Annotated in this window: 10 protein-coding genes; 4 read left to right on the forward strand and 6 right to left on the reverse strand. The window is 59.7% G+C overall.

The genetic code is table 11. The features are described 5' to 3' along the window. Positions 1-4: 4 nt before the first annotated feature. The 5 genes from B0E42_RS31490 to B0E42_RS13845 are packed head-to-tail and all read right to left on the reverse strand — an operon-like array spanning position 5 to position 13,551. A complete protein-coding gene (locus tag B0E42_RS31490) occupies positions 5-580 on the reverse strand; it encodes a hypothetical protein (protein WP_256578302.1) in 576 nt (191 codons plus the stop codon). Further along, a complete protein-coding gene (locus B0E42_RS13830; protein ID WP_077506653.1) occupies positions 577-5,043 on the reverse strand; it encodes a SpvB/TcaC N-terminal domain-containing protein in 4,467 nt (1,488 codons plus the stop codon). Before B0E42_RS13830 ends, B0E42_RS31490 begins: the two co-directional genes overlap by 4 nt. Next, positions 5,040-8,843 (reverse strand): neuraminidase-like domain-containing protein, encoded by a 3,804-nt coding sequence (locus tag B0E42_RS13835; RefSeq protein WP_077506654.1) that lies wholly within the window; start codon positions 8,841-8,843, stop codon positions 5,040-5,042. The genes B0E42_RS13830 and B0E42_RS13835 overlap by 4 nt, the downstream gene beginning before the upstream one ends. A gap of 30 nt (positions 8,844-8,873) precedes the next feature. Beyond that, complete coding sequence (locus B0E42_RS13840) at positions 8,874-11,606, reverse strand: Tc toxin subunit A (protein WP_256578303.1); 2,733 nt, start codon at positions 11,604-11,606, stop codon at positions 8,874-8,876. A gap of 25 nt (positions 11,607-11,631) precedes the next feature. Further along, positions 11,632-13,551 carry a methyl-accepting chemotaxis protein gene (locus B0E42_RS13845; protein ID WP_077506656.1) on the reverse strand — a complete coding sequence of 640 codons (1,920 nt, stop codon included), beginning with the start codon at positions 13,549-13,551 and terminating at the stop codon, positions 11,632-11,634. 301 nt (positions 13,552-13,852) lie between these two features. Here B0E42_RS13845 and B0E42_RS13850 point away from each other — a divergent pair, with 301 nt between their 5' ends. Continuing rightward, on the forward strand, positions 13,853-14,560 hold the full coding sequence (locus B0E42_RS13850) for a histidine phosphatase family protein (RefSeq protein WP_077506657.1): 708 nt from the start codon (positions 13,853-13,855) through the stop codon (positions 14,558-14,560). An 8-nt stretch (positions 14,561-14,568) separates the two neighbouring features. Next, positions 14,569-15,402, forward strand: a complete 834-nt coding sequence (locus B0E42_RS13855; protein WP_077506658.1) for a phosphatase PAP2 family protein — start codon at positions 14,569-14,571, stop codon at positions 15,400-15,402. Positions 15,403-15,499: 97 nt separating this feature from the next. Here B0E42_RS13855 and katG read toward each other — a convergent pair whose 3' ends face one another. Next, a complete protein-coding gene (katG, locus tag B0E42_RS13860) occupies positions 15,500-17,764 on the reverse strand; it encodes a catalase/peroxidase HPI (RefSeq protein WP_077506659.1) in 2,265 nt (754 codons plus the stop codon). Between the two features lie 370 nt (positions 17,765-18,134). Here katG and B0E42_RS13865 point away from each other — a divergent pair, with 370 nt between their 5' ends. Further along, positions 18,135-18,755, forward strand: a complete 621-nt coding sequence (locus tag B0E42_RS13865) for a hypothetical protein (RefSeq protein WP_077506660.1) — start codon at positions 18,135-18,137, stop codon at positions 18,753-18,755. Positions 18,756-19,009: 254 nt separating this feature from the next. Next, entirely contained in the window at positions 19,010-20,716 is a 1,707-nt protein-coding gene (locus B0E42_RS13870; RefSeq protein WP_077506661.1) for a ShlB/FhaC/HecB family hemolysin secretion/activation protein, read from the forward strand. The last annotated feature ends 14 nt before the right edge of the window (positions 20,717-20,730 follow it).

Consider the following 20,730-nt stretch of genomic DNA (forward strand, 5'->3'; position numbering starts at 1 on the left):
TTGGTCAGTCAGGTTGTGCCGTCTCGCTCAGAAAGTGCCTTGTCTGGCTGCGCGGTTTACCGCATAACGCATATTCGTCAACGATCAGCGTGCCCGCGCTGTCATCGTGGCGGATGAGCGCGCCGCAACGATTGAGCCTCGTCGATTCCTGCGAACTGTCGCCGTAGCCCAGGCACTCTACTTTGCGCAGTGCTTGGCCTGCGGCTTGTTCCTCGACGGTGGTCAGTCTCAGTTGGTTGTCGTAGGTCGATTGCCAGTGATTTCCTCGTTGATCCCAACTGTGCAGGATCTGTCCGGCGTCGCCAGGCAGGTTCAGGCGCCATCCGGCATCGACGCTTTTTACTCGCAATGGTTTGCCGGACAGGCTGTAGACGCTCGCAAGATTGGCGTCAGTTGCGTTGGCGAACCGAGGGTCGCGCTGGGCGATCAACCGTCCGGCGACGTTGTGCTCTTGCCGGTTGGCGCGCGTCTGGGCTTTTTCGCCTTCCTTGCCTCGGCAGTAAGCCACCTGGCGCACCGGCAGGCCGCGGCCGTCGACGACGTTGAGGGTGGGAGTCTTGTGATGAAGGCGCGCGCTCATGCCTCACCTCCCGCTGTCGTGGCATGTTCGGCCATGACTTCTTCCAGCGTATCGTTTTCGTCCTCCTCCACGGTGTACCAAGGATGACGGGTCTGCCGACGCATCCAGGAAAGTCCATTCTGTTTGGCGAGAAGGGCGTGGGTGGGACGGCCCAAGGCATCGTAAAACTGCTGGTCGCAATGGCCGAACCGCCGAAAGGATTTATCGTTGATGTAGCGGTGTTGATCGGCAAAATAGGGGCGGTAGATCCGGATCGCCAATCCCTTGCTGTTGTATTCCACCCGTTCGCTGACACGCCAGCGCGTTGCGGTGATCTGTTCCTGCGGCTTGTCGCCCTCGAGTGTCAGTTCACCCTTGGCATCCACGATGTAAGCCCTGCCTGATTCGACCTGCTGCTTACTTTGCAACTGGCGACCAAAGCCATCGAAGCACGTCATGGCGATACGGATTTGTTTCTGCTCGTCATCGGGGTAACGATCGGCGACCAGTGTGGCGATGTGTATCGGCTCACGTTTAGACGTACGAATTTCGCGTTTCAGTTTTCTATCGTCGGCAGGAACTACCTCGAGTTTCGACAGCCGGGCGCGAGCCGAAGCGCGAATAGGCCCGGTTGGCAGTACGTCACCGTTGCTCACACAGCGCTCTAGCCAGTCGGTGTCCTGCAAGGCCGCCGCCGATACGTTTCCCATCCAACTGAATGGCGCGTAATAGGTCGCGGTGGCGGCGTCCTGCAAAGCATCCTTGCCCTGTGCGATCGCTTCTGCCGGACTTTTAGGCGATGGGTTGAACGCTGCGATCGGTTTGAAACCGACAGGGTTGTTGTTCTCGTCGCCGTAAAAGGTGCTGGCCAGTACCTGGCCGAAGGCATCGGCAAGACCTTCCTGCACGTTACCGTTGGGGTCTTTGACCCATTGGGGCAGGAAGCTACGGTAATCGTATTGCGCCTTGGTCATAGCGCCATCGGGCAGTTCGAACCCGGTAACGAAGCACGTGTATGGGTCGTAGCTGATCTTGGTCACGCCTTGGCTGTCGCTCGGCTGCACGGTCTTGGTTTTGTAGAAACCTTCCAAACCGGCGTAGGTCGCGAAGCCACTCTTGACTGACCAGAGCTTGCCGGCTGGCGTGCCTGTGGCCAGGAACTCAGCCATGGAGTGATAGCCAAGCTCCGTGAGCATGTTGTCGTCGGGTTGAGAGGCCGATGGCAATAGATGGAAGGCTTGCAGGGCGGTTTCGTCCAGCTCGGCGGTTTCCAGATGGTCGACCAGGGCTTCGAAGCTGGCGTTGCCGTCCGGCAGCGTTTCGTTGGCAGAAGCTTTTTTGTAGCGTGTTATAGAAAGGTCGGTGAGAACGGCTTGGGTCGCCCAACTGGGTTTTCCGACGCGTTCGGTGAGCTTTTCATAATTAATACCCTCCGGTGCCAGCCCTCCGTCTTCAGGCGCCTTGGGTCGTTTCAACGCGTTGGTCCGTTGGCGATAAGGTAAACCCAGGCGCCATTCTTGAGGCGTTTGCAGGTTGATGAATTCGGCGCGAGTTTGCGTCAGGTAGTAGAACTGTTGCGCTGGGTCATGAGCATCCCGCCACCATTGTTGTGGGTCTGGATCGCTGAACGGTGCGGTATCTTCTGGCGTTTTGCGTCGGGCGTAATGGATGATCACGCTGTGGATCACGGCACCGTACCGATCATGCTGCAAGTTGATCGTGTGCTGGCACCGGGGGTCGTCGTCCTGGCCTTCGTATTGGTAGCTGATGGATTCCAGCGGCAGCGGCAACAGGGCGGCATAGCGCCGCGGGCCCTGGGGCGCCTGTTGTAGACGGATCCGATAACGGTGTTCCTGGACTGAATACAGCGTCTTGTCGTTGCCCCCTGCGTACGTCTCGCTGCGCAGTAAATGACCGCTCAGGACGCGGCACATTTCAAGCCTGGTCGCTTCGTCTGTCGCCCCAATCAGCTCGTCCTCGCTATTGTCATCTTTGTATCGGCACAGCAAGGCTTTACCCAACGCCTTGGCTTGCGAATCGGTGCCGTGATAGTCGCTTCGGTCCATGTCCACTGCCTGGCCGGTATGAAACCAGGTTTTTTTCAAACAAGGCTCTGTGAAGCCTGGCGAATCGGCATCGTTGGGGTAGGTTTCATTGTCGGTTTGTATCAGCAAGCCGAAGCCACGGAATTCCCGTTCGGCGCCGTCGTAATAACCTTGGCGATAGGAAAAACACTGGGTCAGGCGATTCCCGGTGATCTCATCCCGCTGGACCTGGCGCGACACCAGGTGCAGGGGCAACGGTACGTGGCAGGCAAGGGACTCCTTGGTTATGACCCTTGCCGCTTTCTCGTCCAGCCATTCCTGGGCCGAGCTGCGATAAGCAATGCGGCTGGCGGCGCCCATGTTGTTGTTGGTGCCGGTGAGCAGATACGGCTTTTCCTCGACAAAGTCGTAGCGCCAATGTTGCGCCGGGGTTAGATGCGGCACGCTCAACACCAGGCTGGAGCAACCCAGCCCTAGTAGGTCGACGATGCTCACCTGGCATAAGTTGTCGTAGCGCAGGCCAGTTGGCCAGAGCAGCGTAATCGCGGGAGCGAAGCCATTGCCGCAGCGGTTCATGAAGATCAGCGCTCGATCCGCTTGCAGATAGATCAGGTCGGTGGCACCGGAACCATCCAGGTCTGCGAGACGGATGCGCGAGGCATCGAAGGTGGGGTAGGCGAGGCCTGGAAAATCCATCACGATGCCTTTGCCGAATCGCCCGTGGCCAAGATTTGGCCAGCACTTCACTTCGTCGTGGCGAATGCGCACCAGATGCTGCTGGCCGCTACCGAGCAGATCGCTGAAAGCCACCAGTTCGCAAGGCGACCCGTTGAATACCGGCAAGGCATCGTCATCGTCGTGGCGAGGAACTTCTCGGGCGGCAGCGAACCCCCGCTCGCGCTGGTTGGCATACAAGCGAACGCTGCGGGGGCCGATCAGGGCAAGGTCGCTGAGGCCTTCGCCCATCAAGTCGGCCAGATGCCCTTTTGAGTTGAAGAACTCTGCCGGAAACGCCTGGAATGTCGCGAAGTCCGACCATTTCCTATCAGCGCCCAGGGAAAAAAAGCCGCTAAGCCCCGGTTGGGCGATGATCCAGTCCAGTCGACCGTCACCTGTGAGATCACTGAGCGTTTGCTGCAGTGTCTTCGCGGTGTCGGCGACGGGAATCCCAGGCAGCGCTTTCCCCTGGTCGTAAGCCACTTCATCCGTCTTGGCTTTAGCTCGCATGGGCTCACGGTAACGCCAGCCTGCATCGCTTCGATGGAGCAGGCCGGGCAAACCTTCGCCGTACAAATCCACCCATTGGAAACCTTGTTCGTCGCTGAACCCTGCCATGTTCTCAACGTGTTTCCAGGCGGGCTTATCGAACAGGCCTTTGAATCCGCTGTAGTAAAACTCCATGGGGGGACGGCTTTGAGGAACTGTTCCGTCGCCGAACGCTTGGTCATGCGCTGCGCTCAAGAAGTTATAGCCCAGGAGCGTCTGGCGGTAATCAAGCAGCAGACGTCGCACGAGAACAGGATCGGCGCCCAGCGCTTCGGGAAAGCGATGGAACATCAACACCTGGCGACATAGGCGATCGGTGCGCAGTTCGAAACCGTAGGCAAAGGTGGAAAACCCATCGCTACGTTTTTGCGGTTGCAGTGCTTCATAGCGTGGTTTTTTCTCGTATTCGGTGCTTCGCTCACCGTAGTCGAACACCAACTCGAAGTGCCATTGGCCCTGTGTGGGCGGATCTGTTTTCCAAGCGTAAAGGCGGGTGTCGGCCTTCACATTGCCGTAACGCACATGGCTCAAATAGCGTTGGGCTCCGCCATTTCCCGCGTACACATATTGAATGTGCTCACCATGTGCATTCAGGCTTTCCTCCAGCAGCCACTCACCTACCCGGCTTGCGTCCTGGGGATCGGTTCGTCGCGACTCGGGATTTTTCCCGTAGACATGCAGGCTGCCATCGGCCCCGTGCACGAGCCAGAAACCCGGTATATCTCCATCCGATGACCAATGTTCAATCCGGTCGAAGCTGCTTTCGATTCTTGGCAGGTGACGCGTCACCGTGTAGGTCGTGCCCAGGTCCAGGCCGTTGTAGCGATTGACTCGGGTTGGCCGAGTGCCGTGTTCGGGCAACCAGACCACGCCGCTGGGGCCGACGATTTCATCGTCGTCGTTATAGGCAGGCACGCCCTTGCTGGTGCGTCGCGCCACACAAGGCAGCGACAGCCCCCAGCCGATACCGAACACGCCGTTGCCGGCTGAGCTGCTGTAGCTCAGGGACAAGGCCGGAGCAAAGCCGCGTCCGGGGGAAATCGGCAATGCAACTTCATAGGAAGCTGTGCCGTGGGCACCGACGTTTCCCCACCCCTTACCAATGCTCTGGATGGCACCGCCGCCTTTGGGCAAGGCCGGCGCGGTAACCGGCAATGCGGGTTGCTCGTTCATTGCGCACCCCCGACCCTGGCGGTATAGCTCACGTGTACGATGATGTCGGTCAGCGACTCGAGCATGTCCCTTTGTGCCTCGGGGTTCGGGAATGTCAGTTGCCATTTGGAAACCGCACCGGTGTATTCAAATGGCAGGTAGCGCTCATCGTTGAAGGTCAGGGTGAACAGACCGTTGTCGTCGACGCCGGTGGACAGGGCGATCTGTTGGTTGGCGCGCAGGTTCTCCATGACCCGACCCTTGGCATCGGCGGACATGTACACCTTGCTAGAGGTCTGGGTCAGCGTGGCCCGGATGTTTTCGTAAGGACCAACAACGGTCGGCAAGGAAACGCTGATGGTTTTGATCCGCCGCAAGTAGTGCTTCTGACCCTTGTAATCATTCTCGAACAGGTCGTGGGGCAGCTCGAAGTCGCATTGACCTTTCTTCAGTGCGGCATGCATGTCCAGCCATGGCTCGTTGATCGTCGAGGTTGCGGTCTGGTCCTTCAATTGACGCAATGAAATCGTCTTGCGGATCTCCAGTTCTCGCTCGCTACGGCGTAGATATCCGGCCTGCATGTTCAACAGGCTGAGTTTCAATTGCTCGCCTGCTCCGAGCCCTCGATAAGTGGTGTTCCATACGCCTGGCTGAATGAATCGCGTGTCGCAATCGCCAATTTCGTATTGCCAACAGTGCTCGGCGGCCAAACACAGGGAGAGCGTAGTGTCGTAGGCCTGGCGATAGAGTGCGGCAAACTGGCTGTTCAGCCATTGGTACAGCTGTGCTTTGGTAAAGCGCTTGCTGAGAAAATCGTAATGGGTCTTGGTTTGGCTCAGGGTTGATTCGGCCAGGCGCAGTTGCAGGCGAGTGGCGGTTTCCTGCTCGGTGGATTGCGCCAGTTGTGCGTCAATCTGGGTCAGCTCGAGCTGTGATTGATCATAGGCGTGTTGCCAATCTTCCCGGCGGCGATCGAATATGGCCTGACGGTCGAGGTCGGCCGCTATCGTGCGGGTTATGATCGCGCTGCTATGGGCGGCCGCAGAGGCCGCGAGCGCCGGCCCCTCCCAACGGCTGCCGCCAAAGCTGAAGCCCGCGACGTTTGGAACCAGCATCAGCCCAGCAGCTGCGACTTGGAAGGCCATTGCAGCGGCCTCCATCGTGCCGCTGGATACGTTGAACCAACTGACGCTTATTTCCTTGTTGCTAAGGCCATCGTCCAACAGTTTTTTGTAATGGGTGGAGCGGTTTTGCGCAATTGCTTGGCTTGCGAGCAGCGCCTGGCGGTTCTGACGATCGATATTCAAGGCCTGGCGTTGCAGGTCGACCGAGATCTTCGCCAGGTTCCAGGCTTGCTGCTGCTGTAGCTCTTGTAACTGTGCCTGCTCCTTGCGCTCGACCAGCGACAGCAGCGTGGCGCCAAATTGGCTGAGGCTTTCCACTGCGCTCAAGGCCTGGCTGTGCATGACCGAGAACCGATAGTGCGGGACAGATGTGGTTGGCAATCCTTGAACCGTATGGTTCGAAGTATTCAATACAGCGGGGCTGAGCAATACGCGAGGGTCCAGCGGCACGGCAAATACCGGCAGATGCAGCGGCTTGCCGGCGATGTCGAGGTTGTGCCGCAAGTTGTACAGGCGGCTTTCAGCAATGTCCCAGCACTGGAGCAACTGCGGGTTGAACGGCAGGCGCAAGTGCGGGCTGTCGATGGCTGGCCAGGACGCGTGCAGACTGCCCCCGCGAACGGGCAATGAGGGTTGGGAGCGGGCGAGTGATCGTTCAAATGTGCGTAAGTCGTCACTGGTCGTTTCGCCCAACGTTTTCAGGTTGATGTTTACCCAATGATCGACTGATTGAACGGTCGGGCGTGGCCCCAACAGATCCAGTACCCGCACGTACCACAGCTTTGCCTCGCTGAGGCCGTCGGGGGTCAGCTCGCGGTAGGCGGCGTCACCTCGATTGATCAGGATGTCGAGGTACAGGAAGTACAGCGCCTTGCGAAAGTGCGCCGGATGACTGAGCGAGATCTGATGAGGGTCGTGGGGCGCCTGGTCGGCATACGAAGGCGTGCTGCTATCGAGTAAGGGAAGGGCCCTCCAGCAGTTTTCTTTGCCGCGACCTGGATCGAAGAGGCGGCGCAACCAGCGTTCGGCTTCTTCATAACGCTGTTCGGCGTTCAAGCGATGGGCGACCAACCAAGGCAAGTAGAGGAACAGCTCGGTGAAGTAACGGCCGTAGGGACCATGGAAATCCATATTGTTGTTGGGGGCGTCGGGTATGACGGGCTCAGACAAGTGTTGTGTCGTCCAGTCGAACAGCTCATCCAGACCGTTCTCTGTACGGCGGATCAGTTCTGCGGCGAAGGCGGTGTTCAACCTGATCGGCTGGCTCGGTCTGCCACGAAAAGCGGATAGGGAAAAATCCAAGTACTGGACCGTTCCTTGGCCGCCTAGCGACTTTTCAGTGATTTGGGGGACGCTCTCCAGAGGAAGGAAGTACAGGGTCGCAGGCAGAAAGGCGTTGATCTCGTTGTTTTCATGGGTAATCGGAAGGCGCCTGAGAGCGGCATTGGTTTGAATACGTCTATCGTTAGCGTCCAGGAGTTTTTTTCGGAGCATTTCGTTGAGCAGCTTTAGATCTAATTCCGTTTTTTGGGGGGGCGGGTCCGACAAGTAAGGCTGGATGCTAAGGTCCTTATTGATGCAAGCGGTTCGAAGGAAAATACAATTGTCGCCGGACGCAGGCTGCTTATCGGCCTTGGCCCCCAAGGATAGAAAAAGCAGGTCCTGCCAGACAGTAATATGATGCTCTGCGACGGTGCACAATAATGGTTTGATAGCGTTAATGTTCTTGCCGGCAAACGCCTTGTCCTCGCAATAACCCTGCAGACCGATTCGCGGCGCGCTCCAGTTTCCATTCTGTTTTTTGAAACAGAAGCTCAAGCGCAATAGTGGATGGCTCCTACCTGCTTGCTCGGCAGAGACATGTGCGGAATCAGTGCTAGAGGCCGTCGGATCTTGGTGTATGCATTCTGCCCATACGATAAACAGACGGTTGTTGAAGCGCACGGGCCGGATCGAATGTTCAACTGCGGTTTCGGGAATAGGCACGTCGGCTTTTTCCCAATCCGACCAGGCGAACGGAGCCGGCCCGTCGAATTTTGGCGCGGTAGCGGGTGGTAGAGGGGGCGTGTCGGCGACCGGACGTTGCCCCATGTCCAACGAGCGCCAGAAGTAGGTGTTTTCGGTGCGTGACTTGGCAATGAAATAGTAGGTGCTGTTGGCGAAGTCCTCGCCATCGATGTAGCCGTTGAGAATATTCAGGTTGGCCATTTCTTCGAATCGGGTCAGGTAGGCCATGACCGCCGATTGAACGGCGTCGGCCTGGATCCGGTTCTGGTTGAGGTCGTTTTCCAACTGCTGGAAATTGTCGCTCTTGTTGTTCCTCAGGACGGGGTCCAGATAACTTGCGGGAAAATAAAGCAGCTTTTGATGAGCCGCCCAGATAGCGTATTGATGCATCTCGTTGCGCCACGTTTGCAGGTGCTCCGGCGTGATGCTTGCCCGCTCGTAGCCGGGCTCCATATTCATCAGGATACGGTTGATGTATTGCTGAAGACTGGCAATGGCGCACGCCACAGGCGTGGTGGGCACATCCTGGCTGACCAGCACGTCCAGTAACCAATATTCGTAGAGGTCCTGGGCCGTCTTGAGCCGAGCCGTCCCGGTCAGGCCATTGTCGGGCACGACTTTGTCCAGGTAGAACGCCAACTGCGCATCGCGCAGGCTTTCATCCAGCTGCTTCTTCATGGCAACGGTCATATTCAATCCTTGAATAAAAAAATGTTCGCCTCAATGGCACGCAGCGATCAGTCCTTCACCGACGATTTTCCAGTCCTGCGTCAGGCTGTCGTTATTGAGTGTGGCGGCCATGAGCAGTTGGCTTGCCGACAGGCCCGTGCTCAAGCAACACGCCTGGCAACGCATGACCCAATCCACGGCTTGCATCGTGGTGGCGCGTTTGGGCGTCAGCAGCGCTGTCAGGCAACTCACTTGCTCGATGCTCCAGCCCAGCAGGTGGGCCAGCAGGCCGTTGACTGTCTCTACTGAATGTTGCGGTAGGTCTTGGTTGGCGAGCTGCAAGTAATGCAACAGGTTTTCTTCTGACTGCGCCTGATGGCGCGCGCAATGATTGAACCGTTCGAGCAAATACAGCGTTTGAGGTGTAAGCGTCCCTGAACTGTTCGAGGCTAACCACGTGGGATGGTCCATTAACACCTGTAGCGTGCTGCTGCTCAGATGCAATTTCTGGCAGGCTTGCGCGGTACGAAGCACGTGTGCCAGCAATGGCGGAGTTTTGCCGACAGTGGCGATGATGGCCTCGACCATGTCTGTGGCATTCGTGCCGGCCATTTTCATCACGCTGCTACACGATTCGGCGGACACGTCAGCCGAATCGTGTAGCAGCGTTTCCACCAGGCATTGATAGTCGCTGGTGGACTGGGCGTGCTCTCGCAGTACGGCTAATCGCTCTTCCAGTTTCTGATTCAACGGCAAATCGGGCCCGACAGTCTCGAACAGGCGACACCACTGCAGCACATCGAGATGGTTTTGCTTGAGCCAGTCCACCGCCCAATCCATCGCCATCAATACGTCGAGAATGTCGGGGTGCGTGGTGTCCAGTGCTCCCGTCACCAATGCCCGGCAGAACGTATCCCCACCCAGTAGCCGAGCCAGTTCCGTGCACTCAAGAGGCGACAGGCCAAACATCCGTGCGATACGGGCCTGGCGGTAGAGCGAAGAGATCGTCGGCAAATCGTTTTTCAGAGGCAGGTACTTTTTAGTCTGTTTCACAAGCAGCAACAGCGCGTCTTCTGTGAGGGCAAGCCCCAGACCCGCACCGAGATAGCTGAGTGTTTTGAGGTCTGCGGTATCGAGGTCCGTCGCCTGCTTCCACGCAGGGCGCTCGAGCAAGCGGGTGCGATTGAATACCTGGTCAAACAACGGAACCCGTTCTGCGCAAGCGCCGGTCGGCATGTCGTACAACAGCGAGGCAAACTCCTCAGGGGTGATGCCATGGCGCCGCTTCATGTACTGATAGACCCCAAGTGCCCGCAAGGTATTAGTGCTGAGCGTCATTGCGGTGTTGCCTTCCGAATGCAGGGCATTGACGATCAGCGTATCCAGTTCGGTAAAGGGAATGCCGGTCCATTGCTGCAGTCGAACCATCCGCTGAATGCGATCAAAACGTTCGTAGGACTTGTTACCGAACCCTGGTGGGTCAAGTGTCAGGGCATCTGAAGCATTGGGTCCGTTGATGTAAGCGGCGCCCTGGCGAACACGCGTCGAGGGTGGGTTATGGGGCGAGATACAAGGGCTGTATCTGCCATGTTCCAGTAGCTGCTCAACCTGTTCCGTCGTCAGCCCGGTGCGCTCCTTGAAGAATGTGAAATCACCCAGGCGCCCGACATTTTCAGTGCCGTAGGCTTTTTTCAAGGCCTCGAAATCGGAGCCCGAAGCGAGCGGTGCGAGCAAGAGTGCCTGCTGCGCCGGACTGAACCCTGAAAGCAGTTTTTGCGCTTCGACAGGCGATTGCGAAACGTGTCCATACGTTGAGCCGTCCTGGCAAAACGGCAGTTTCAGGCTGATCCGATAATTGACTTCACCCAGGGCGGGTTTACCTGCGCCCAAGCCAAGCAGGCATTGATGGTGGTGAAGATCATAGGGCAGTGAAAAGGGATAGTGTGCGTCGGCCAAGGCCTGATGGACGGTTGTGCCGTCATCGAGACCGGCCTCGATATGGCTGCGCAACGTGTCGTTGACGATGTTGAGCATCGGGCGTGCAACCAAGGCACTGTGTGGGTCGAGCATCAGCGTGTTGAGGTCCGGTCGACGTTTCTCCAGGGGGATCTTGCGAGCGTGGGTGGAGCTGTTTTCCAACTGCCTGGCAAACAGGTACAGCGCACGCAGGTAGGCCACGGGCGAGTCGATCGCGGCGATGTCACCGTCCTTGCAAAACTGATCCCAGTTTTCCTGGAACAGTGCTTGATAGCTGATCGGCCCGGATGTCGGGTCTGAGCCCAGGCTGCGTCGCACACGGGGCTTGGTGTCGCTGGAGCAGAGTTGATGCTCCAGGTACAAGCGGCTGATCTGTCGAGCGTGGCTCGACGCATTGTCGTAGGCCTGTCCGGCATCTGCATCGCAGTGCCTGGCGAGCGCCTGGGCGAACTGCGTCTTGCCCAGGCGCAGGATGTCGAATACCGATGTCAGCCCCATTCGCTGCAGGGCGGTCTTGAAATCGGTTTTTGCAGCGTCCTCGCCAATTGGCGAGGCAACGAGCGTGTGCAACAGAGAGCCGTTGTCTGCGTCCATGTAGGTGCCTCTCCTGTTCGAACGGAATGTTCTTGTCAGGAGAAAACCGTACAGCAGTACGCAAAAAAAGACGGTAGGACGTGGGCGGGAGATGTGTACGAAAGAGCGATTCGTGGGGCTGCGCTGATGCAAACCCTGTGGGAGCGAGCTTGCTCGCGATGGCGTCGGATCAGTCAGCATTGAAGTTGACTGAACCACCGCCTTCGCGAGCAAGCTCGCTCCCACAGTGCGTAGGGCGTCAGACGCGGAAGTGGCTGACCAGCATCTGCAACTGATTCCCCAACCGTGCCAGTTCCACACTGGAGGCGGCGGTTTCTTCGCTGGCGGCGGCGGTCTGTTCGGACACGTCGCGCACGTTGATGATGCTGCGGCTGATCTCCTCGGCCACGGCGCTTTGCTGTTCGGCGGCCGCGGCGATCTGCTGGTTCATCGACTGGATGTTCGACACCGTGCGGGTGATGTTCCCCAGTGACGCGCCGGCCTTGCGGGTCAGGGCCACGCTGCTGTCGGTGAGGTTGCGGCTGTTGTTCATCACGGCCGCCACTTGCTGGGTACCGTTCTGCAGGCCGGCCACCAGGCCTTCGATTTCTTCGGTGGATTTCTGCGTGCGCTGGGCCAGGCCACGGACTTCGTCGGCCACCACGGCAAAACCACGTCCGGCTTCACCGGCGCGTGCCGCTTCGATCGCTGCGTTGAGCGCCAGCAGGTTGGTCTGCTCGGCCACGGCCTTGATCACGTCCATGACGCTGCCGATCTTGTCGCTTTCCTGTTGCAGCACGGTCATGGCGTCGGTGGAGCGCGCCACTTCGCTGGCCAGGCGCTCGATCTGGGCGATGGCTTCGCTGACCACCTTGTCACCGGCACGGGCTTCGCCGTCGGCGGCGGCCGCGGCCTGGGAGGCTTCTTCGGCGTTGCGGGCCACTTCCTGCACCGTGGCGGTCATTTCATGCATGGCGGTCGCGACCTGATCGGTCTCGATTTTCTGGCTGTTGACCCCGGCGCTGGTCTGCTCGGTCACGGCGGACAGCTCTTCGGCGGCGCTGGCGATCTGGGTCACGCCGTCACGGATGCCGCTGATCAGGTCGCGCAGGGTTACGCCCATGCGCGCGATGCCTTGTTGCAGCACGCCCAGTTCATCGCGGCGAGTGACGATGACTGTGTGCGACAGGTCGCCGCTGGCAATGCGTTCGACCACGGCCAGGGTTTCGCGCAGCGGGCCGGTGATCTGGCGCGTGATGATGACGGCGGCAATGACGCCGACCAGCAACGCCAGCAGGGTGCTGATCAGTTGCAGGGTGCGCGCCTCGGCGCTTTCGGCGTCGCGGCGGTCGAGTTGGATTTGGTACAGCCGCTCGCTCAACGCCACGATTGACGCGCCCTGTTCAGTCATTTCCTTGCGTGCCTGTACCGCGTCGGCGGTGGCCAGCTTGAAGGCCTGCACGGCGCTGCGGTATTGGGTGAGGGCGTTTTCCAGTTGGCGCAGTTCATCCTGGCGGGTGCTGGAGAAGTGCTCGTTCAGCGGCTTGAGCGACGTGATGGCGGCGTCCAGCTGGGTGACGGCCTTGCGTTCGGTGTCGGCATTGCTATTGGCGGTGTAGCCGCGCACTTCATAGCGGGCCAGCATGAAGTCCTGCTTGGCCTGGGTGATGGCCTGGAACTGGGCGAAACGCTCATCGCCGGGGGCCATTTTCCGCACGTCCGAATCCAGGGTCTCGATCAGCTTGTAGGCGATCTCGGCGTTCGCACCCATGGCATCGCGGGCGGTGTTGCCCGTGCGGTAGGCGCTGCGCATTTTGTTCAGGGACACCTGGTAGGCGCTGATGACTGCGCTCTGCTCCTTGAGCAACTTGACGTTTTCCGGGCTCTTGAAGCTGCTGAGCAGGGCGTTCTGTTGTGTCACAAAACTATCGAGAGTGGTCTGCACGTTTTGGGCGGCGGTCTCGTCACCGTTGGTCAGCATGTATTGCAGGCGCGTGACCCGAAGCTTGGTCAGGCCGGCGTTGAGCTGGGTGATGTCGCTCATCCAGTTGCTACGGTCGATCAGCCCGCCCAGGCTGGTCCAACTGGTCAGGGCCAGCAGGCAGGTCAGTACCAGCACCAGACCGAAGCCCAGGCCCAATTTCATGTTGACGCTAATGTTGCCAAACCAGCTGTTCATCAAATTCCTCCAGGAACGTTGTGCTGCTTGATCGTCGGTACGCTGGAAGATTGTTGTTGTTAAGAGCCAGCAAGAGCATGTAACAGGGCTGTATCGGCCGCTGGTCCTGGATCTGAAAGTTTTTTTCCGAGTATCTGTGGGAGCAAGGCTTGCCCGCGATGAAGGCGATGCGGTCTGCCACAGAATCGAGGTGTCTGTTTCGCGAGCAAGCTTTGCTCCCACACCAAGCTTTTTTTCACATCGCTTTCACCGCCTGCCTACGTCGGCCTCTCTACTGTCGCGCCATCGAATGACTGGGTGGATGCCGTCGGGGCGGCTTGATGTGGAACTGAGACTGAGCCTTTTCGGCCTGAGGCGCTCGATCGATACGCGGCGCTTTGCCCGTTACCGAAACGCTGTGGTCGTGCTGGCTTCGGCGCTGCTGGTCATTCCATTGACCCTCTGGCTGCTCAGCCCGGCGGCGATACCGGACCTGGCCCATGGCAATGTTGCCGGCGCCCGGGCCTTGGCCGATGGCTGGGCCAAGGGCGAGATGATCGTGCTGGTGCGTCATGTCGAGCGCTGCGATCACGCCAAGGCCGCGTGCCTGAATGATCGCGAAGGCATCACTGACCGGGCCCGTGCCGTTGCGGTGGGCCTCGGCGCCCGGTTCGAGCAACTGGGCCTGGACAACGCCGATCTCTACAACAGCCCTCTGGTCCGTGCGGCCCAGACGGCGGGCTACATGTTCAACAAGGTGAGTGCTGGCGACGACTGGCTGATCAATTGCCGCCACGACCTTCTGCGCAATGCCCTGGCCCACAAAGTCGCCGGGCGCAATCTGATCCTGGTCACCCACAGCGAATGCATGCAGGCATTGGAAACCGCGCTCCACCGGCCCACCTCGACGTTTGGCTACGGCGCTTCGCTGTTCGTCTCCACCGCCCAGCCACAAGCACCGCAGTTGCTCGGTTTTATCGAAGCCTCTGACTGGCGTTCGGCGGCTTTCAGTAACCTTTCCCACGATTAGGACCGCCCATGCTGATGTCTGCTCGCGCCCGTTTCTACGGGCTCAATCTTGGAATTCCCCTGGTCTGCGCCGTGGTGGTGTTTTTGCTGTTCGACATGACTCGCATCGACATCGCCTTCAGCAATTTATTCTACGACCCGCTGCACCAGGTCTTTGCGTTGGAGCACGTGCGGCTGTTCGAGCAAATCACCCATAAGTGGGCCAGGATCATCCCGAACTGGACCGGCGAGGCGGCGATTATCGGGGCGCTGTTGTCGTTTGTCTGGCCGATCTTCAAGCCGCAAAAGCGCCCGGGATTGCTTCGCCTGTTGGAGAAAACCCGGTTGGCCGCGCCGTTGCGTTTTGCCCACAAGCATCGGCGCGACTTTCTCTACGTGGTCTTCGCCTTTTCCCTCAGCAGCGGGGTGATCCATTACCTCAAGGGCCACACCAGCGTGTACTGCCCGGTGGAAACCACCCAATACGCCGGCAAGATCGAGCACAAGGAATGGTTCCAGAATTTCGACCTGCTGAAAGTCGCCGGTGACGGTCGCTGCTGGCCCGGCGGTCATGCGTCCGGCGGCTTTACGATGCTGGCGTTGTATTTCGTCGCCCGCCGCTACCGTTGGCGTCATTCGAAAGCCCTGATGCACGGGGCGCTGGCCTTGGGGTTTGTCTACGGTACGACGCGGGTCCTGCAGGGTTGGCATTACATGTCCCACACGTTCTGGGCGGGGATTTTTGTCTGGTTGAGTTGTTGGCTGATGGCGTTGCTGTTTTATGGGCGGGCGGCTTTGGAGCAACCTGAATGCCAGGCAAAAAAAAGCCCGCTGGGAGAGCGGGCTAAAACCTTAGTTTCTTGAATGAGCGAGGCGACTGTACCCAATCACGCGGGGGCGTGGGGTGAAGAAAAGTTCATGAGGTCGCCTTCTTGCCAGACCTCATGCTCTCGTACGCCGCTCACCTGAGATCAAACCGATCCAGGTTCATCACCTTGACCCACGCCGCGATGAAGTCCTTGACGAACTGCTCCTGGGCATCCGGGCTGGCATAGACTTCGGCCAAGGCCCGTAGCTGGGCGTTGGAACCGAAGACCAGGTCGACACGGGTGCCGGTCCATTTGACCTGGCCGGTCTTGCGGTCGCGGGCCTCGAAGGTTTCCTGGGTATCGGAAAGGGCTTTCCATTCCACGCCCATGTCGAGCAGGTTGACGAAGAAGTCATTGGTCAACGTCCCGGGCCGTTGGGTAAAGACACCGTGCGCGATGTGGCCGACGTTGGTGTCCAGCACCCGCAGACCGCCGATCAGCGCCGTCATTTGTGGGGCGCTGAGGGTCAGCAGTTGGGCCTTGTCGATCAGCAGTGCCTCGGCGGACACGCGGTACCGGCCCTTGAGGTAGTTGCGAAAGCCATCGGCGATGGGCTCGAGAAAACCGAACGACTCGACGTCCGTCTGCTCCTGGCTCGCGTCCATGCGTCCCGGCGTGAACGGTACCGTCACGCTGAGCCCGGCATTTTTCGCGGCTTGTTCAATACCGGCGCTGCCGGCCAGCACGATCAGGTCTGCCAGGGAGATTTTTTTGCCGCCGGACTGGGCGGCGTTGAACTCATTCCGGACCCCTTCGAGGGTCGCCAGCACCTTGGCCAGTTGCTCTGGCTGGTTGGCTGCCCAATCCTTTTGTGGGGCCAGGCGCAGGCGGCCACCGTTGGCGCCGCCGCGTTTGTCGGAACCACGGAAGGTGGAAGCCGCGGCCCACGCCGTAGACACAAGCTGTGAAACCGACAGGCCCGAGGCCAGTAGCTTGCCTTTGAGGGCGGCGATGTCGCTGTCGTTGACCAGCGGATGGTCGACCGCCGGGATAGGGTCTTGCCACAGCAGTTCTTCGTTGGGCAGTTCCGGGCCGAGGTAGCGTGAGAGCGGGCCCATGTCGCGGTGGATCAGCTTGAACCAGGCGCGGGCGAAGGCGTCGGACAACTGGTCGGGGTTGGCCAGGAAGCGCCGGGAAATTTTCTCGTAGATCGGGTCGAAGCGCAGCGCCAGGTCGGTGGTCAGCATCGTGGGGTTGCGCCGTTTGGCCGGGTCATGGGCATCGGGGATGATGCCCGCGCCTGCAGCGTTTTTCGGCGTCCATTGGTGCGCGCCTGCCGGGCTCTTGGTCAGTTCCCACTCGAAACCGAACAGGTTCTCCAGGTAGTTATTGCTCCAGCGGGTGGGGGTGGTGGTCCAGGTGACTTCCAGGCCACTGGTGATGGTGTCGGCGCCTTTACCGGTGCCGAAGGTGCTCTTCCAGCCCAGGCCTTGCAGCTCCAGGCCAGCGGCTTCGGGCTCGGCACCGACGTTGTCCGCAGGGCCTGCGCCGTGGGTCTTGCCGAAGGCGTGGCCGCCAGCAATCAATGCCACGGTTTCCTCGTCGTTCATGGCCATGCGGGCGAAGGTTTCGCGGATGTCCACCCCGGCAGCGACCGGGTCCGGCTGGCCCTCGGGGCCTTCCGGGTTGACGTAGATCAGCCCCATCTGCACGGCGGCCAGCGGGTTCTCCAGGTTGCGCCCCTCGTCGGTGCGGCTTTCTTCGTTGCCAGGCTCGGCCACCAATTGGCCCTCGCCGGGGTCTTGCATGGCGGCTTTGTCGGGCTTGGCGTAGCGAACATCGCCCCCCAGCCATTTGTTTTCGGAACCCCAGTAGACGTCTTCATCCGGCTCCCAGACATCGGCGCGGCCTCCGGAAAAACCGAAGGTCTTGAAGCCCATGGACTCCAGCGCGACGTTGCCGGTGAGGACGATCAGGTCAGCCCAGGAGATATTGCGACCATACTTCTGCTTGATCGGCCACAGCAGCCGACGTGCCTTGTCGAGGCTGACGTTGTCTGGCCAACTGTTGAGCGGAGCAAAGCGCTGCTGGCCGGAACCCGCCCCACCGCGCCCGTCACCGGTGCGGTAGGTGCCTGCACTGTGCCAGGCCATGCGGACAAACAGCGGTCCATAGTGGCCGAAGTCTGCCGGCCACCAGTCTTGCGAGTCGGTCATCAGTGCATTCAGGTCTTGTTTCAAGGCCTGGAAGTCCAGGCGCTTGAACGCTTGGGCATAGTTGAAATCCTCGCCCATGGGATCGGACAGCGAGGAGTGCTGGTGCAAGATCTTCAGATTCAGCTGGTTCGGCCACCAGTCGCGGTTCGTCGTACCACCGCCAGCGGCGTGATTGAACGGGCATTTCGATTCGTTTCCCATGAGAAGCTACCTTTGGTCGTATTCATCCAGCTATCGAGCCCGGCCGGGCTTCGAATAGCGACAGGCGAAATAAATGACTCAGGGCGCAGGGCTCACAGTTCGCTCAACTGATCGTGTGCGGCCACACGGCAACACACGAGAGGTCTGGTTACCCATTCGGTGGCCCACGGCAAGCCCAGTACGTTTCTGAACGCTTCGTATCTCTTTGTCAGGTTTCACGGGCCGGATTACACCAGCCTGAATTCAGGCTAGTCCCCCTTTGCCAGATAGCTAATAGGCGCAGTATTAACGGTCGATAGGGATAATCTTTTACCGGGGCCCCGCAGTGAGGCAGATGATATGAACAGCGCCTGCCGTGACGGACCCAATAATGAACAAATGCCCGCGCAGCACGGCCTTCCACGAAGCGGGTCATGCCCTGGCCTTTTGGTGGAACGGCCAACCGATAAAACGCATCACCGTGCGTACCAAGGCTGAAGCCTGCACGGGACCTCTGTTCGACCTGCGCGGCAACCCGCAATACGCAGAAGGGTTGGTGGAAGCTGACTACCTTGTCTCGCGCCCGGCCTTCGAAGCCCCGGGGATCGCTGAATACCTGCCCTCGATGGTCGATGCCATTGAGCGGGACCTGCTCCATTGCTTCGCGGGGCCGGTGGCCGAAGCGGTCTACCGGCACCGCCGATCCGATCGGCTGATCAGGGGCAGTGGTCGGGGTGACCTGGACCGGGGGCAGGAATTGATCAGCCTGCTACCACCGCGCAAACTGCTCGATGCCCAATCCCAGGCCATCGCTCGTTGCAGTTGCCTGGTGCACCGTTATTGGCCGGCTGTGTGTGCGGTGGCGGACCTTCTTCAGGCGCGAGGCATGGTCGAAGGCAACGCCGTGACGACGCTGCTGGGCGAGATCACTGGGCAGTCGCCCACCTTGCTTGGCAACGGGGTTAAAAGCCTTGATTCGCGAGCGGGAAGCGGCAAAGGCGCGCTCACTTAAGAAAACGATGAACCTGTGGCGAGGGAGCAAGCTCCCTCGCCACAGGTTTCCGACTGCCTAAGTGAACTGCGTTACTGGCCGGCTCGGGCGTTACGAAGTGTTTTTTCGCTGTGATTGTCGACGCCGTCTGTGAGACGCGTCTCTTTTTTGCGTAGAAAGTTTCCGCTCTCTTGAACCGAAAGCGATATGCAGGGTCTGGTGTGCGCAGCATTGCTGTGCATGCCTGCTGTCATTTCTGTATCGAGGGATCGAACATGTCCGTATTTGCCTTAGGGACTAGGCTAGTCGTTGCGTCGCTGTGTTTTCTGGCGATGAACATTGCTGTCGCCGCGCCAACCCCCGGCGATACGGACCTGATCCGTGAGCGTCAGGATCGCCTGCTCCAAGAGCAGCGCCGACGCCTTGAAGAGCTCAAGGACCTGCCCGGCAAGGAAGCGAAGCCGGCCCAGCCCACGGCACCTGTCGATACCCGTTGTTTCCCGATCAAGACCATCGAGCTCAAGGGCGCCGATGCCTTGTCCGAGGGCGAGCGCCAGCGCCTGCTCAAGCCCTTCCTCAACCAATGCCTGGGCGTGCCGCAGCTTAACCAGTTGCTCAAGGTCATCACCGATTACTACTTGGAAAAGGGCCTGGTCACCAGTCGCGCCTACTTGCCGCAACAGGACCTGTCCAGCGGTCACCTGCAAGTGCTGGTCGTCGAGGGCCGCCTGGAGGGGCTGAAGGGAGCCGAAGGCAGCGGTCTCTCCGAGCGGGAACTGGCAATGAGCTTTCCTGGCAAGCCGGGTGAGCTGCTCAACCTGCGTGAGATCGAGCAGATGGTCGATCAACTGAACCGTTTGCCGTCCAACAGTGCCCGAATGGAACTGACGCCGGGACAGAACATCGGCGGCAGTGAAGTGTTGGTCAATAACACCCCGCAAAAACCTTGGCGCGCCGGCCTGTCACGACATAACGACGGCCAAAAAAGCACCGGCGAGCAGCAATGGGGCGCCTCCCTGGACTGGGACAGTCCCCTGGGCCTGGCTGACCAACTGGCCTTGCGCGGCGGCCACGATGCCGTCAGCGATCACCAGAAAACCTCGCGCAACGCCATGCTCTATTACAACCTGCCGTTTGGCTGGTGGAACCTGAGTTACACCTACAGCCAAAGTGAGTACCGCACGCTGGGCCAGGCCAACGGCTTCAATTTCAAGCAGAGCGGCGACAGCCAGAACCATCAAGTGCTCCTGGAGCGGGTGGTCCATCGCGACGCGGTGAGCAAGACCTCCCTCAATACTGGCCTGGCGTACCTGCGCACCAACAACTTCATCGAAGACAGCAAACTCGCCGAGAGCAGCAATCGCATCAGCGAGGCGCAGTTCGGCATCAACCATGGGCGACGGGTTGGCAATGCCTTCGTCAACCTCGACCTGGGCCTGCAAGAGGGCATCGGCGCCCTCGATGCCCAGGGCGATGACGACCCTGGCCCCGGGCTGCCGGATGCGCGCTATCGCAAATACACCGCCACCCTCAGCTACCTGCAACCCTTTGAACTGGGTGGCGAATCCTTCAGTTTCAGCAGCCTGATGACCGGCCAGCGCAGCGAGGATGCGTTGTTCAGCTCGCAGCGCATGAGTCTGGGCGGCCTGTCGTCGATTCGCGGCTACAAGGACCAGACATTGTCCGGCGACAGCGGCGGCTACTGGCGCAACGACTTGCGTTGGAGTCGTCCGGTGACACTGGAGTGGATGCGCCCGGTGTTCGCTGAATACGGCACCAGCCTCGGTTATGACCAGGGCGTGATTCGTGGCAATCGCTACAACGGTAGCGAGCACGGGCGCATGTCGAGCAACTCGCTGGAGTTGTTCGCCCGCGGTGAGCACCTGAGCGCCAGCGTGACCTTCGCCCACTCCCTGGAACGTCCGGATGCCCTGACCGAGCGCGAAGCGCCGATCTACTTCCGCGTGGATGTATCTATCTAATTTCTGCTGCAACG

This window comes from Pseudomonas sp. A25(2017) (genome assembly GCF_002001065.1).
GTDB lineage: Bacteria > Pseudomonadota > Gammaproteobacteria > Pseudomonadales > Pseudomonadaceae > Aquipseudomonas > Aquipseudomonas kilonensis.